Annotated in this window: 13 protein-coding genes, 3 pseudogenes and 1 riboswitch; of the genes and pseudogenes, 11 read left to right on the forward strand and 5 right to left on the reverse strand. The window is 62.4% G+C overall.

Annotation, left to right across the window (positions count from 1 at the left end; translation table 11 throughout):
* Nucleotides 1–108 precede the first annotated feature (108 nt).
* Nucleotides 109–316: riboswitch (cobalamin riboswitch) on the forward strand.
* Nucleotides 317–477: 161 nt separating this feature from the next.
* The 3 genes from EOD15_RS16280 to EOD15_RS16290 all read left to right on the forward strand — a co-directional run bounded on the left by EOD15_RS16280 (nt 478) and on the right by EOD15_RS16290 (nt 3,385).
* Complete coding sequence (locus tag EOD15_RS16280) at nt 478–1,266, forward strand: ABC transporter ATP-binding protein (protein ID WP_127322854.1); 789 nt, start codon at nt 478–480, stop codon at nt 1,264–1,266.
* 49 nt (nt 1,267–1,315) lie between these two features.
* Complete coding sequence (locus EOD15_RS16285; protein WP_127331508.1) at nt 1,316–2,263, forward strand: ABC transporter substrate-binding protein; 948 nt, start codon at nt 1,316–1,318, stop codon at nt 2,261–2,263.
* A 135-nt stretch (nt 2,264–2,398) separates the two neighbouring features.
* On the forward strand, nt 2,399–3,385 hold the full coding sequence (locus EOD15_RS16290; RefSeq protein ID WP_127322851.1) for an iron ABC transporter permease: 987 nt from the start codon (nt 2,399–2,401) through the stop codon (nt 3,383–3,385).
* A 30-nt stretch (nt 3,386–3,415) separates the two neighbouring features.
* Here the strand turns inward: EOD15_RS16290 and EOD15_RS16295 are convergent, their stop codons facing one another.
* The 4 genes from EOD15_RS16295 to EOD15_RS16310 form a co-directional block, all read right to left on the reverse strand.
* Nucleotides 3,416–4,267, reverse strand: a complete 852-nt coding sequence (locus EOD15_RS16295; protein WP_127267055.1) for a metal ABC transporter permease — start codon at nt 4,265–4,267, stop codon at nt 3,416–3,418.
* The gene (locus EOD15_RS16300) at nt 4,264–5,124 is read right to left on the reverse strand and encodes a metal ABC transporter permease (protein WP_127267054.1); all 861 of its coding nucleotides are present in this window, start codon (nt 5,122–5,124) and stop codon (nt 4,264–4,266) included. Before EOD15_RS16300 ends, EOD15_RS16295 begins: the two co-directional genes overlap by 4 nt.
* Nucleotides 5,121–5,981, reverse strand: coding sequence for a manganese/iron ABC transporter ATP-binding protein (locus EOD15_RS16305; protein ID WP_206523058.1), 861 nt, complete (start codon nt 5,979–5,981; stop codon nt 5,121–5,123). The genes EOD15_RS16300 and EOD15_RS16305 overlap by 4 nt, the downstream gene beginning before the upstream one ends.
* A gap of 86 nt (nt 5,982–6,067) precedes the next feature.
* Nucleotides 6,068–6,937, reverse strand: coding sequence for a metal ABC transporter substrate-binding protein (locus EOD15_RS16310; protein WP_127267059.1), 870 nt, complete (start codon nt 6,935–6,937; stop codon nt 6,068–6,070).
* 222 nt (nt 6,938–7,159) lie between these two features.
* On the opposite strand from EOD15_RS16310, the gene EOD15_RS16315 reads away from it, so the two are divergent.
* Nucleotides 7,160–7,588: a Fur family transcriptional regulator gene (locus EOD15_RS16315; protein WP_023813521.1), complete on the forward strand. Its 429-nt coding sequence runs from the start codon at nt 7,160–7,162 to the stop codon at nt 7,586–7,588.
* A gap of 62 nt (nt 7,589–7,650) precedes the next feature.
* On the opposite strand, the pseudogene EOD15_RS16320 reads toward EOD15_RS16315, so the two are convergent.
* A pseudogene (locus EOD15_RS16320) lies at nt 7,651–7,948 on the reverse strand (phosphatidate cytidylyltransferase); the annotation flags it as partial.
* A gap of 274 nt (nt 7,949–8,222) precedes the next feature.
* Between EOD15_RS16320 and EOD15_RS16325 the strand changes: the two are divergent.
* The 7 genes and pseudogenes from EOD15_RS16325 to EOD15_RS16355 all read left to right on the forward strand — a co-directional run.
* Nucleotides 8,223–8,407: pseudogene (locus EOD15_RS16325) on the forward strand (2-aminobenzoate-CoA ligase); the annotation flags it as partial.
* Between the two features lies 1 nt (nt 8,408).
* Nucleotides 8,409–8,554, forward strand: a pseudogene (locus EOD15_RS16330) (tryptophan 2,3-dioxygenase family protein); the annotation flags it as partial.
* A gap of 42 nt (nt 8,555–8,596) precedes the next feature.
* The gene (locus tag EOD15_RS16335) at nt 8,597–9,733 is read left to right on the forward strand and encodes an ABC transporter substrate-binding protein (RefSeq protein WP_127270513.1); all 1,137 of its coding nucleotides are present in this window, start codon (nt 8,597–8,599) and stop codon (nt 9,731–9,733) included.
* A gap of 137 nt (nt 9,734–9,870) precedes the next feature.
* Nucleotides 9,871–10,791, forward strand: a complete 921-nt coding sequence (locus tag EOD15_RS16340; RefSeq protein ID WP_127270515.1) for a branched-chain amino acid ABC transporter permease — start codon at nt 9,871–9,873, stop codon at nt 10,789–10,791.
* Nucleotides 10,792–10,799: 8 nt separating this feature from the next.
* Nucleotides 10,800–11,771 carry a branched-chain amino acid ABC transporter permease gene (locus EOD15_RS16345; RefSeq protein WP_127321153.1) on the forward strand — a complete coding sequence of 324 codons (972 nt, stop codon included), beginning with the start codon at nt 10,800–10,802 and terminating at the stop codon, nt 11,769–11,771.
* The gene (locus EOD15_RS16350) at nt 11,764–12,513 is read left to right on the forward strand and encodes an ABC transporter ATP-binding protein (protein WP_127321152.1); all 750 of its coding nucleotides are present in this window, start codon (nt 11,764–11,766) and stop codon (nt 12,511–12,513) included. Before EOD15_RS16345 ends, EOD15_RS16350 begins: the two co-directional genes overlap by 8 nt.
* On the forward strand, nt 12,510–12,684 hold a 175-nt coding region (locus EOD15_RS16355), incomplete at its 3' end, for an ATP-binding cassette domain-containing protein (protein WP_127408631.1). The genes EOD15_RS16350 and EOD15_RS16355, both read left to right, overlap by 4 nt.

Genomic DNA, 12,684 nt, shown 5'->3' on the forward strand with positions numbered 1-12,684 from the left:
CTCTTAGGCATGTTATATTATTACATAAAGAGAGCATGCGATGCCTGTTTCCCTTAGCTGGCCCACCACTCCGTCCGAGAAATCCATTGCGAAGCGATCGGCGCAAATCTACGCTGAAGCGGTGATGGTCCCCGAGTCGAAAGGCGAGGGGTGAAAAGGGAACGCGGTGAGGCCTGCTCAGGTCGAGACCGTGGCTGCCCCCGCAACTGTAAGCGGCGAGCAAAATCCGTGAATGCCACTGGCCGGCAAGGCTGGGAAGGCTGGATGGCGCAACGACCCGTGAGCCAGGAGACCTGCCATCACTGAGTTGACCGGACGGGGTGTGCCGGGAGGAAACGCGAATCCCGGTCTTGTCGGCCGGTTCGCCAGCTTCCTTCCGTCGCCAGTTTTGGAAAGTGACGGAAAGTTGGACGGCTCCATCCATCGCATCGTCGTATATATGCTTTGCCGTCCCGGCAAGCCGGCGGGCAGCAGCCGATGACCGTAGCGCTTCTCGAAGCCCGTGACCTCTGCGTCACGGCGAATGGGCGGGATCTGGTTCAGGCGGTCAGCTTCTCGGTGGCCGCCGGCGATCGCCTTGCCATCATCGGTCCCAACGGCGCCGGCAAGACGACGCTGCTGCGCATGCTGTCGGGCATGCTGCGGCCGAGCTCCGGCGAGGTGAAGCTCGGCGGGCGCCGCCTGGACAGGATTTCAGCCGCCGAACGGGCGCTGCACATTGCCGTGGTCGGCCAGACCGACCAGCCCGATCCGCGGCTGGCGCTGATCGACTATGTCGAGCTTGGCCGCGTCCCGCATGCCGGGCTGCGGCGCAAGAGCGAGGAACGCGACATTGTCGCCGAGGCGCTGCGCCGGAGCGGCCTGCTGCCGCTATTTGGCCGCACCATCGGCTCGCTGTCGGGCGGCGAGCGCCAGCGCGCCCAACTGGCACGCGCCATCGCCCAGCACCCAAAGATCCTGTTCCTCGACGAGCCGACCAACCATCTCGACCCGCGCGCCCGCGGCGAACTGCTCGACCTCGTGGCAGGCTTCGAGATGACGGTGATCGCGGTGCTGCACGATCTGGCGCTGGTGGCACCGTTCGCCACCAGGGTGGCGGTGATGAACCATGCCCGTCTGCAAGCGCTCGCCGCACCGCGCGAAGCGCTGACCCAAAAGCTGATCCGCGAGATTTTCGGCATCGATGTGCTGCGTCTGCGCCATCCGACCGAAGACCGCGAACTGACGGTGTTCGATGTGCCGAACCGTGCCGCGCCGCCGACGTGATTGAAGCCATTTCGTAGTCGACCCAATCCCATCCACAAGGAGCAAACCCGTGAAACGCCTGGCCTTTTCGCTTGTCTTCTCGCTGCTGGCCTCGACAGCCCTGGCCTTCCCGGTCACGGTCGACAGCTGCGGCAAGCCGCTGACCTTCGATGCGCCGCCGAAGCGCGCCGTCATCCAGGATCTCAACATGGCCGAGATGGCTTTCGCGCTGAAACTGCAGCCGTCGATCGTCGGCCTGACCGGCATCACCGGATGGTACAAGGTGGGTCCCGAATTCAAGGCCGAGCAGGGTTCGATCCCGGAACTGGCGCCGAAATATCCGACGCTCGAAAACCTCGTCGCGGTCGAGCCGGATTTCTTCTTCGCCGGCTGGTATTACGGCATGAAGCCGGGCGGCGAGGTGACACCCGATACGCTTGCTCCGCACGGCATCAAGACGCTGGTGCTGACGGAAAGCTGCGTGCATCTCGACAAGAGCCGTCCAGCCGCCTCGATGGACCTGCTCTATGGCGACGTCGAAAAGCTGGGCAAGATCTTCGGCAAGGAGGCCGAGGCGGAGAAGCTTGTTGCCGGCTGGAAGACGCGGCTCGCCGACATCACCGCCAAGGTCGGCAACGGCAAGGCAACGCGAGTGTTTCTCTATGATTCCGGCGAGGACAAACCGTTCACCGCAGGCAAGTTCGCCATCCCCAGCGCCATGATATCAGCCGCCGGCGGCGACAACATCATGGCCGACATGGACACCAGCTGGGGCAACACGGACTGGGAAACGGTGGCGTCGCGCAATCCGCAATTCCTCATCCTGCTCGATTACCAGGATGGCGGCGGCTACAAGAAGCTGCTCGATTTCCTGAAGGTCCATCCGGCCATGAAAGAGACGGACGCGGTCAAGAACGAGCGCTTCGTCGCCCTGCGCTATGCCGAACTGACACCCGGACCCGCCAATATCGAAGCGATCGACAAAATCGCCAAGGCCATGCATCCGGAAGCGTTTTGATGCCTGTCGCCCAAAAGTGCGCAGCGGTTTTGGGGCAACGACATGCATGAGCAAAAGATCCTGGAAGTGCGTCGCACGCGTCCTGACAGACACGACGCATCTCCAGGTTTGCGCCATCCGGCATTCGCACTGGCCATGCTGGTGGGAGCGGCGGCGATCGCTGCTCTCGCATTGCTGTCGATCGCCTATGGCTCGACGCTGATCCCGTTGGCCGACGTTGTTGCAGCACTTGGCCGCGCAATCGGCTTCAGTGGGCACGACGTGTCCGGGCCGGTCGGCAAGATCGTCGTCGATCTGCGGCTGCCGCGCACGGTCCTGGCCATCTGCGTCGGGGCCGGTCTCGGCGTCGTCGGTGCGCTGCTGCAGACGGTGACCCGCAACGACCTTGCCGACCCGTTCCTGTTCGGCCTGTCGTCGGGCGCCGCCGCGGGTGCGGTTTCCGTCATCACCGTCTTCGGAGACAGTTTCGGCATCTGGACATTGCCGGTCGCGGCCTTCACCGGCGGCATATTGGCTGCCGGTGTCGTCCTGCTGCTGGTTGCGCGGGTGAGGGGGCAAGGCCCGGAGCGGCTGATCCTTGCCGGCCTGGCCGTGTCCTTCATGTTCACCGCCTTGACAAACTATCTTGTCTTTGCCGGCGATCAGCGGGCCGCCCACTCCGTGCTGTTCTGGACAATGGGCGGTCTCGGCCTGGCGCGCTGGGACAATATCTGGCTGGGCGCGCTGGGAGCAGGCACCATTCTGGTTTACGCGCTGTGGAACCACCGCCGGCTCGATGCTTTCCTGGCCGGCGAAAATGCCGCCGAAAGCCTTGGCGTGCCGGTGGCGCGGATGCGCCGGACGACGTTTCTCGTCGCCGCCTTCTCGACGGCGATCCTTGTTTCGGTCGCCGGCGTCATCGGCTTCGTCGGGCTGATGATCCCGCATCTGTCGCGGCCGCTGGCGGGTCCCTTGCATCTGCGCCTGGTTGCCAGCTGTGCCGTCTTCGGCGCGGTGCTGTTGCTGGCCAGCGACCTTCTGGCTCGAACGCTGCTGCCGCCGCAGGAACTGCCGATCGGCATCATCACCAGCTCGGTCGGCGCGTTCTTCGTCGTCACCATGCTCATCCGCAACCGGCTTTGAGTGCGGCCTCGGCCGGGGCCAGCGCCGCGATTACTCTCCCGAAATGCCCAGTTGCACCTGTTGCTTTGGGCGCTTCGACTGGAACAGGGCAAGCAAAAAAACGCCGGCCTGAACCACGACGATCGTCGGGCCCGTGGCTGCGTCGATGTGATAGCTGAGGATCGTTCCCACGACGCTCGACCCGATGGCGGCCGCGGCAGCAATGGCGAGCATACGCTCAAAGCTCTTCGTCAAAAGAAAACCGATCGCTCCCGGCGCGATCAGCATGGCGATGACAAGGATGATCCCGACAGCCTTCAGCGAGGCCACGATGGTCAACGCGAGCAGCGTCAACAGCCCGAAATGCAGCAGATTGACGGGCAGGCCGATCGCGCGCGCATGGGCCGGATCGAAACAATAGAGCAGCAGATCCTTGCGTTTTGCCAGAACGATGAGGATCGCCGGCACGACGATGATCGCCGCCTCGATCACGTCGCGCCACTGGACGCCGAGCATATTGCCGAACAGGATATGATTGAGATGCTGGTCGGTCTCGACCTTGACGAACAGAACCAGGCCAAACGCGAACATGCCTGAGAAGACGATGCCCATGACTGCGTCCTCCTTGATCCGGCTGTGCTGCTTGAGGTAGCCCGTCGCCAGCGCGCAGCCAAGCCCTGCCACGAATGCGCCGAAGGCAAGCGGGATCCCGGCGATATAGGCGAGCACAATACCCGGAAGCACGGCATGCGAAACGGCGTCGCCCATCAGCGACCAGCCCTTCAGGACGAGATAGCAGGACAACACCGCGCAGATGGCGCCGACCAGAATGGCGACGGTGAGACCGCGACGCATGAACTCATGGCTGAGCGGTTCGGCGATCCAGGACCAGATTGTCATCATGACGCGACCTGGGATGCGGCACGTGCCGCCCGGCGCGCGGCGAGACGGCCATGTTTGGGTGCGAAGACGAAGGCAGTCAGAAAGACCACGGTCTGCAGCACCACGATCAGTCCGCCAGTCGCGCCATCGAGAAAGAAGCTGAGATAGGCGCCGACCGCGCTCGTCGCCGCGCCGATCGCCATCGCGAGCAGGATCATGACGCCGAACCGATCGGTAAGCAGGTAGGCGGTGGCGCCAGGCGTTACCACCATCGCGATCACGAGGATCGCGCCGACGGTCTGGAGCGCGGCGACGATGCAGGCGCTGAGCAGCACGAAGAACAGGACCCGCAACCGCCACGGATTCAGGCCGACGCCGCGCGCATGGTTCTCATCGAAGAACACCAGCATCATATCCTTCCATCGAAGCCCCAATACAGCCAGCGAAACCGCTGCGATGAGGATGACCTGGGTTACATCCTCGTCGGAGATTGCGAGGATGTTGCCGAGTACGATGGACTGGATGTTTACGGAGGTCGGACTGATCGACGCAATCAGCAGCCCGCCAGCGAACAGCGTTGTAAAGACAAGGCCGATCACGGCGTCCTCGCGAAGTTGCGTCACGCGCCGCACCAAGGTGATGCCGAGTGCAGCGATGAGGCCGGAGGCGAATGCGCCGGCGGCATAGGGAAGGGCCAGCATGTAGGCGGCCGCAACGCCCGGCACCACCGAGTGGGCAAGCGCGTCGCCCATCAGGGCCCAGCCCTTGAGTATGAGATAGCAGGACAGGAACGCGCAGACCATGCCGACCAGGGCGCTGACCCAGATGGCCTTGGCCATGTAGTTGTAGGTGAAGGGTTCCAGCAGGATGTCAATCACGGGGCTGGCGATCCGCTGTCGGGCTTCATCATCTTCTCTTGATCGCGCTCGCCGTAAAGCACCAGAGGGCGCTCGTCATCGGTCAGCACGGTCAGGTGGCGAGCGTCGGGGTCGTCGTGAAGATCGGCGCCGCCGAGGCGTAGATGCCTCAGCACGCCGCCAAAAGCTTTCGCAAGATTGGCTTGCGTAAACGTTGTCTCTGTCGGTCCGAAGGCCAGCACCGTCTTGTTGAAGATGACGACATGGTCGCAGAAATTGACGATGCTGCCGAGATTGTGCGTCGACACCAACATCAGCTTGCCGTCGTCGCGCATCGACCGAAGGAGATCGATGATCGCTGCTTCGGTCTGCACGTCGACGCCGGTGAACGGCTCGTCGAGCAGGATGATTTCGCCGCCCTGCGCCAGAGCGCGCGCCAGGAACACACGCTTCTTCTGGCCGCCGCTCAGTTCGCCGATCTGGCGCTTGCGAAAATCGGTCATGCCGACCCGTTCCAGCGCCGCGTCGACCGCCATGCGATCGGCTCTGCCTGGGATACGCAGAAAATTCATGTGGCCATAGCGGCCCATCATGACGACATCTTCCACCAGCACCGGAAAGTTCCAGTCGACATCCTCGCTCTGCGGCACATACGCTACCAGGCCGCGCTTCAGCGCTGCGTGGACCGGCAATCCGGCGATAAGCACTGTTCCGGTCGACGGCGTCAGGAAGCCCATCAGCGCCTTGAACAGCGTCGATTTGCCGGAGCCGTTGACGCCGACCAGCGCGCATATGGTGGAGGCGCCGAGTCTGAAAGAGGCGGAGTGTACGGCCGGGACCCCGCTTGAATAGCTGACGGTGACGTCGTCCACGTCGATGGAGGCAACGACCCGGCCGCTACCGGTCGATGTTCGATCAGGGCTGCCCTGGACGCTGTCCGGAGCGAGCGCGGTGCGAACCCCGGTCACCCGCCGAACCCCTGGACGATAGTCTCGACGGTGGTTTCGAGAAGCTTCAGATAGGTCGGAACCGGGCCGTCTTCCTCGCTCAGCGAATCGACGTAGAGAACGCCTCCATAGGTGGCTCCGGTTTCTCGCGCGACTTGCTTGGCCGCCTTGTCCGAAATGGTGCTTTCGCTGAACACCACCGGAATCTTGTTCTCGCGCACCAGGTCGATGAGCTTGCGCGCCTGTTGCGGAGTGCCTTGCTGGTCGGCGTTGATCGGCCACAGATAGGCTTCGCGCAGATCGAAGTCGCGTGCCAGGTAGCTGAAAGCGCCTTCGCTTGTAACCAGCCAGCGTTGGTCCGTGGGGATCGCCGACAGGCGCTTGCGCATGGGCTCGTCGATTGCCTTGATCTTTTCCGAATAGGCGGCGGCATTGGCGGCATAGACCTGGGCGTTTGCCGGATCCGCCTTGGACAGCGCCTTGCGGATGTTCTCGACATAGATGAGGGCGTTCTTCGGCGACATCCACGCATGCGGATTGGGCTTGCCTTCGTAGGGCCCCTCCTTGATCCCCATCGGCTCGACACCGTCCGTGACGACGGCGCTCGGCACGTTCTTCACGTTGTCGAAGAATTTCTCGAACCAGCGTTCGAGGTTCATGCCGTTCCAGAGCACGAGGTCGGCCGATTGCGCCTTCACCACGTCGAGCGGCGTCGGCTGATAGTCGTGGATTTCGGCGCCGGGCTTGGTCACCGACTCTACGATTGCCGCGGTCCCGGCTACGTTTTGCGCGATATCCTGGATGATCGTGAACGTCGTCACGACGCGCAGAACCTTCCCTGCCGCAGGCTGGGTCTCCTGTGCCATGACCGGAACGAGGCTCGCCATCGTCGCAAAACCGATGGCCACAAGGCCCCCAAGCGCCCGCAGCATCGTCCTGCGGGTTGGGGAAGCAGAAACAGTCATCGGATGCCTTTCGACTGGAGTTGATCGTCGCCCATGCGCCGCTCACGTCATGCTAATGCGTTTGATTTGCATCTAATATTGCAGTTGCAACTGATTTGCAAGTAGCTAATTGCAGTCGCGTGGCAACGCGGCTAAGTATGGCGGATGAAAGCGGATAACGACCTTTTCGAGCGATTCCGGAGCAATTTGAAAGCCGCCGGTGTCCGGATGACCGAACAACGCAAGGTGATCTTGCGGCTGCTGGCGGATGCGCACGACCATCCGGACGCGAACGAATTGTATTCTCGTGCCCACCAGATCGACGGCAGCATTTCCTTGTCGACCGTCTACCGGACGTTGCGGCTCCTGGAGGAGAAAGGTGCCATCCAGCGTCATGCCTTCGACGAGGGCCGCGCCCGGTTCGAAAACGCGGACCGTGAACATCACGACCATCTCATCGACCTCGACACCGGTCAGGTGATCGAGTTCCGTTCCGACAAAATCGAGAAACTGCAGGCCGAGATAGCGTCGGAGCTTGGCTTCGAAATCGTCCGCCATAAGCTGGAACTGTATGTCAGGAAACGCGCCAAATAGCGTGGTTCTGGTCGTCACTATGCTGATCCGGGTCTGATCGCGGCGGGCAAGAGGCCGCCGGCTCAGACCGTCCAGAAATAGCGCACAATGTGAAAGAAGACAGGCGCGGCGAAGACCAGGCTTGTCGGTGCGGTCCATCATGCCGCCATGGCCTTCGATCAGATGGCCCCAGTCCTTGACGCCCTGGTCGTGCTTGATGGCCGAGGCGACCAACCCGCCAAGAAATCCCATCGAGCAGGCGACGAAGGCCACGTCCGCCGCCTGCAGCGGCGAGAAGGGCGTGCCGATCAGGCCTTCCCAGGTTTTCGACGGCGAGACGTTCGGCGAAAAACGATGTTTTCCAAAGAGCTTGCCGAAGATGCCGAACATGCCGCATTTGTGCACCAACGCTCGGGCAGGGCTAAAAACTTTAGGCTTGAAATAAATTTGGTCTGGTGCAATTCTCAATCGTCAGTCGAGAGCGTGGGAGGTCTCGCTGTGCCAAATGCCGGTCGCATATCGATCGCGCCGGGTGCTGCCGCATATGCCGGATGACCAGCCCGGCGTCGGCGCAAAGCCTCCCCGCAAGTTGCGTATTCAAACACACGCACGGCGACAAGACCGTGGCAACGAGCATCTAGGGGACAGCCGCAGAATGCTTGGACCGTCAGCGCATATCGACACTTTCACGCGCGACAACCTTCCGCCCGAGGAACAGTGGCCGAACTTCCTGCTCGATGGCTTCGACTACCCCGAATACCTTAATGCCGGTGTCGAACTGACCGACGTCTGGTCGAAAAGGGTCTGGGTGACCACACCGCGCCGATCGGCAATGGCCGGGCGCTGGCGCTTCAATCATGTCACCACAGTCGAACGCATCATCGGCATGAAACGCAGCACCGGCGGCACGTCGGGCGCTTCGTATCTGAAGAGATGCTGGAGGTTGAACTGTTCACTGAACTCTGGAAAGTTCGCACCCGGCTCTAAAGCTATTTTATCTATATTGAAAACACTGGGAAGGAGAGAAAAATGAAGAATATCCTGGCATCCAGCATGTTCGCTTTGTCGCTGGCCACATCTGGCCTTGCCTATGCCGAACCCGTCAAGATCGGCGTCATCACCACGCTTTCGGGCGGCGGTGCGGGTCTCGGCGTCGACATGCGCGATGCCTTTACGCTGGCGATGAAACAGTCCGGCAACAAGGATGTCGAGCTGGTCATCGAAGACGATGCCCAGAAGCCCGAGATCGCGGTGCAGCTCGCCGAAAAGATGATCCAGAGCGACAAGGTCGACCTGCTCACCGGCATCATCTGGTCGAACCTGGCGATGGCGGTGGTGCCCAACGCGGTGGCGCAGGACGTCATCTATCTGTCGCCCAATGCCGGCCCGTCGGCGCTTGCCGGCGCCAAGTGCAACAAGAACTATTTCAACGTCGCCTACCAGAACGACAATTTCCATGAGGCGATGGGTCAGTACGCCAACAAGGACTACAAGAAGACCTTCATCCTCGCGCCCAACTACCCGGCTGGCAAGGATTCGCTGACCGGCTTCAAGCGCTACTACAAGGGCGAGCTGGCAGGCGAGGCCTACACCCAGATCGGCCAGGCCGACTACGCCGCCGAGATCGCCCAGATCCGCGATTCCGGTGCCGACTCGGTGTTCTTCTTCCTGCCTGGCGGCATGGGCATTTCCTTCATGAAGCAGTACGCCCAGTCGGGCGTGAACATCCCGGTTATGGGTCCTGGCTTCTCCTTCGACCAGGACATTTTGCCCGCGGTTGGCGACGCAGCCCTTGGCGTCAAGAACTCGGCGAGCTGGTCCAGGGACCTCGACAACGAAGCCAACAAGCAGTTCGTCGAGGCCTTCAAGGCCGAATACAATCGCCTGCCCTCAATCTACGCCGCCCAGAGCTGGGATACGGCGAACCTGATCCTGTCTGCGCTGTCCAAGGCCAGTGTTAAGGACAAGGACGCGTTCCGCGCGGCCCTCAAGGCAGCCGATTTCAAGTCGGTGCGCGGCGAGTTCACCTTCAACACCAACAATCATCCGGTCCAGAACATCTACGTCCGTGAGGTGGTAAAGGAAGGCGATGTCTTGACCAACAAGATCATCGCCACCGCCTTCGAACACCACAAGGACGCCTATGCCGACCAGTGCAAGATGTAGCCCAAGGCTGCATCCGCTTTGCTAAAGTGCCGGCCTCGTCATCGACGGGGCCGGGGCCGCGGCGAGGCCGCATCGCCGTATCTTGCAGCGGCTTGCTTCGGCATTCCCCGCCTTGAACCACAGTCCGGATCGTTCATTTGTCCATCGCCCTTCTGATCGAACAACTTCTCAACGGGCTGCAGCTCGGAGTGATGCTGTTCCTCATGGCCGCCGGCCTGACGCTGATCTTCGGAGTCATGGGCCTGATCAACCTCGCCCATGGCTCGCTCTACATGGTCGGCGCCTTTGCCTGTGCCACGGTCGCCGCCGCCACTGGTTCGTTCTGGATCGGTCTGGTGGCGAGCCTGATCGCTGCGGCAGCCGCCGGTGCGGTCATGGAGATCGTTGTCATCCGCAGGCTTTATGAGCGCGACCATCTTGACCAGGTGCTGGCGACGTTTGCGCTGATCCTGATCTTTTCGGAAGGCACGCGCTGGCTGTCTGGCTCGTTTCCGCTTTATCTCGACATCCCACCGCTGCTGCAAGGCGCGGTGCCCCTGCCCGGCGGTGGCCAGTACCAGCTCTACCGCCTCGCCATTATCGGCGTCGGCATCGCCGTTGCTGTGGGGCTCTATCTGCTGATCTCGCGCACCCGTCTCGGCATGCGCATCCGCGCCGGCGAATCCGACCGCGAGATGATCGCAGCCCTCGGCGTCGACATCCGCACGCTCTACACTGTTGTCTTCGCGCTAGGTGCTGCCCTTGCCGGCCTTGCCGGCGCGCTGGTCGGTGCGCTGCAATCGGTGCAGGTCGGCATGGGCGAGCCAGCACTCATCCTCGCCTTCGTGGTCATCGTCATCGGCGGCATCGGCTCGATCAAGGGCGCGCTGTTCGGTGCCATCCTCGTCGGCCTCGTCGACACGATGGGCCGCTTCCTCCTGCCCAAGGCGCTGGCGTTGATGATGCCGACGGCACAGGCCGGGCTGATCGGTGCCTCACTCGCCTCCATGCTGATCTACATAGTCATGGCCCTGATCCTCGCTTTCAGGCCAAGCGGCCTGTTTGCGGCGCAGTCGTAAGGGCCACCATGAGCCGCGAAACCATCATCAATATACTGCTGGCACTTCTGCTGCTAGCGATCCCGTTCAGTGCGTCTGCAATGGGCGAGCAATTCTACGTCACGCTTGCCACGCGCATTACGATCCTTGCGCTCGCTGCTGTCGGGCTCAACATCGCGCTTGGTCTTGGCGGGCTGGTATCCTTTGGCCACGCCGCCTTCTTCGGCCTTGGCGGCTATGCTGCCGGCATCCTGGCGACCCATACCTTCAACGCCGAACCGCTGTTGTTTGGCCTGCAAGGCACGACCTCGATGCCGGTCATCTGGTCGGTGGCTATCCTGGTTTGCGGCCTTGTCGCCTTGCCGATCGGCGCGATCAGCCTGCGCACGACGGGCGTCTATTTCATCATGATCACGCTCGCTTTCGCGCAGATGATCTACTACTTCGCCATCTCCTGGCCGGCCTATGGCGGCGAGGACGGGCTGTCGATCTATGTCCGCAATGGCTTTCCCGGTATGAACACGGCGCAGTCCCTGACCTATTTCCTGATCTGCTATGTCGTGCTGATGGCAGCACTTGGCCTGTTCTGGCTGCTGCGCGGATCGCGCTTCGGTGCCGCATTGCAGGCGGCACGGCAGAACGCGACAAGGCTGTCCGCCGTCGGCATCGCACCCTTCAACATCAGGCTCGTTGCCTTCGCCATCTCTGCCATGGTCACAGGCCTCGCCGGCGCGCTGTTTGCCGATCTCAACCGCTTCGTCAGCCCCTCGATGCTGTCCTGGCACATGTCGGGCGAGCTGATCGTGCTCATCATCCTTGGCGGCAAGGGTCGGCTGTTCGGCCCGGTTGCGGGCGCGATGCTTTACGTGCTGTTCGAATTCGCGCTTGGCGGCTTCACCGAACGCTGGCAGTTCTTCCTTGGCCTGATCCTGCTCGGCGTCGTTTTGTTCGCGCGCGGCGGGCTGCTTGGCCTTTTGGCTGGAGAGGCGCGTCATGGCTGAGCTGGTCCTCGAAATACGCGATCTCAAAAAGACTTTCGGCGCGCTGAAGGCCACCGACGGCGTCAGCCTCGATCTCAAGCCGGGCGAAATCCACGCGCTGATCGGCCCCAATGGAGCCGGCAAAAGCACGCTGATCCACCAGATCTCGGGCTCGCTCCGGCCAGACAGCGGCAGTATCCGCTTTCTCGGCCAGGATATGGCCGGGCTCGACATGGCGGCCCGCGGGCGGCTTGGGCTCGGCCGCAGCTTCCAGATCTCATCACTCGCGCAGGAGTTTTCCGCGCTGCGCAATGTGATGCTGGCGGTGCAGGCACGCCAGGGAACGAGCTTCCGCTTCTTACGCCCCGTGATGAGCGACAAGAGCCTGACAGAACCGGCGATGGCGATGCTGGAGCGCGTCGGCCTTGCCGGGCGCGCCTACGTGCCAGCCGCTGAGCTGTCGCATGGCGAACGCCGTCAACTCGAAATCGCCATTGCGTTGGCCCTTGGATCGAAGGCCTTTTTGTTCGACGAGCCGATGGCCGGCATGGGGCCAGACGGATCGAAAGCGTTGACGAAATTCCTCGACGGCCTGCGCCACGAAGCGCCGATCCTGCTCGTCGAGCACGACATGGATGCCGTCTTCGCGCTTGCCGACCGTATCTCGGTCCTCGTCTATGGCCGCGTCATCGCCACCGGCACGGTGGACGAGATCCGCAACGATCCCGAAGTGCGCCGGGCCTATCTCGGAGAAGCTGCGTGAGCCTGCTGGAACTCAACGGCGTCGAAACCTTCTACGGCGCATCGCAGGCGCTGTTCGGCGTCTCGCTCGACGTCAGGGCGGGTGAGGTCGTGGCGCTCATGGGCCGCAACGGCATGGGCAAGACTACGACGATCAATTCCATTCTCGGCCTCGCGAAACCGCGCTCAGGCT

It is taken from the genome of Mesorhizobium sp. M7A.T.Ca.US.000.02.2.1 (genome assembly GCF_003996995.1).
Taxonomy (GTDB): Bacteria; Pseudomonadota; Alphaproteobacteria; order Rhizobiales; family Rhizobiaceae; genus Mesorhizobium.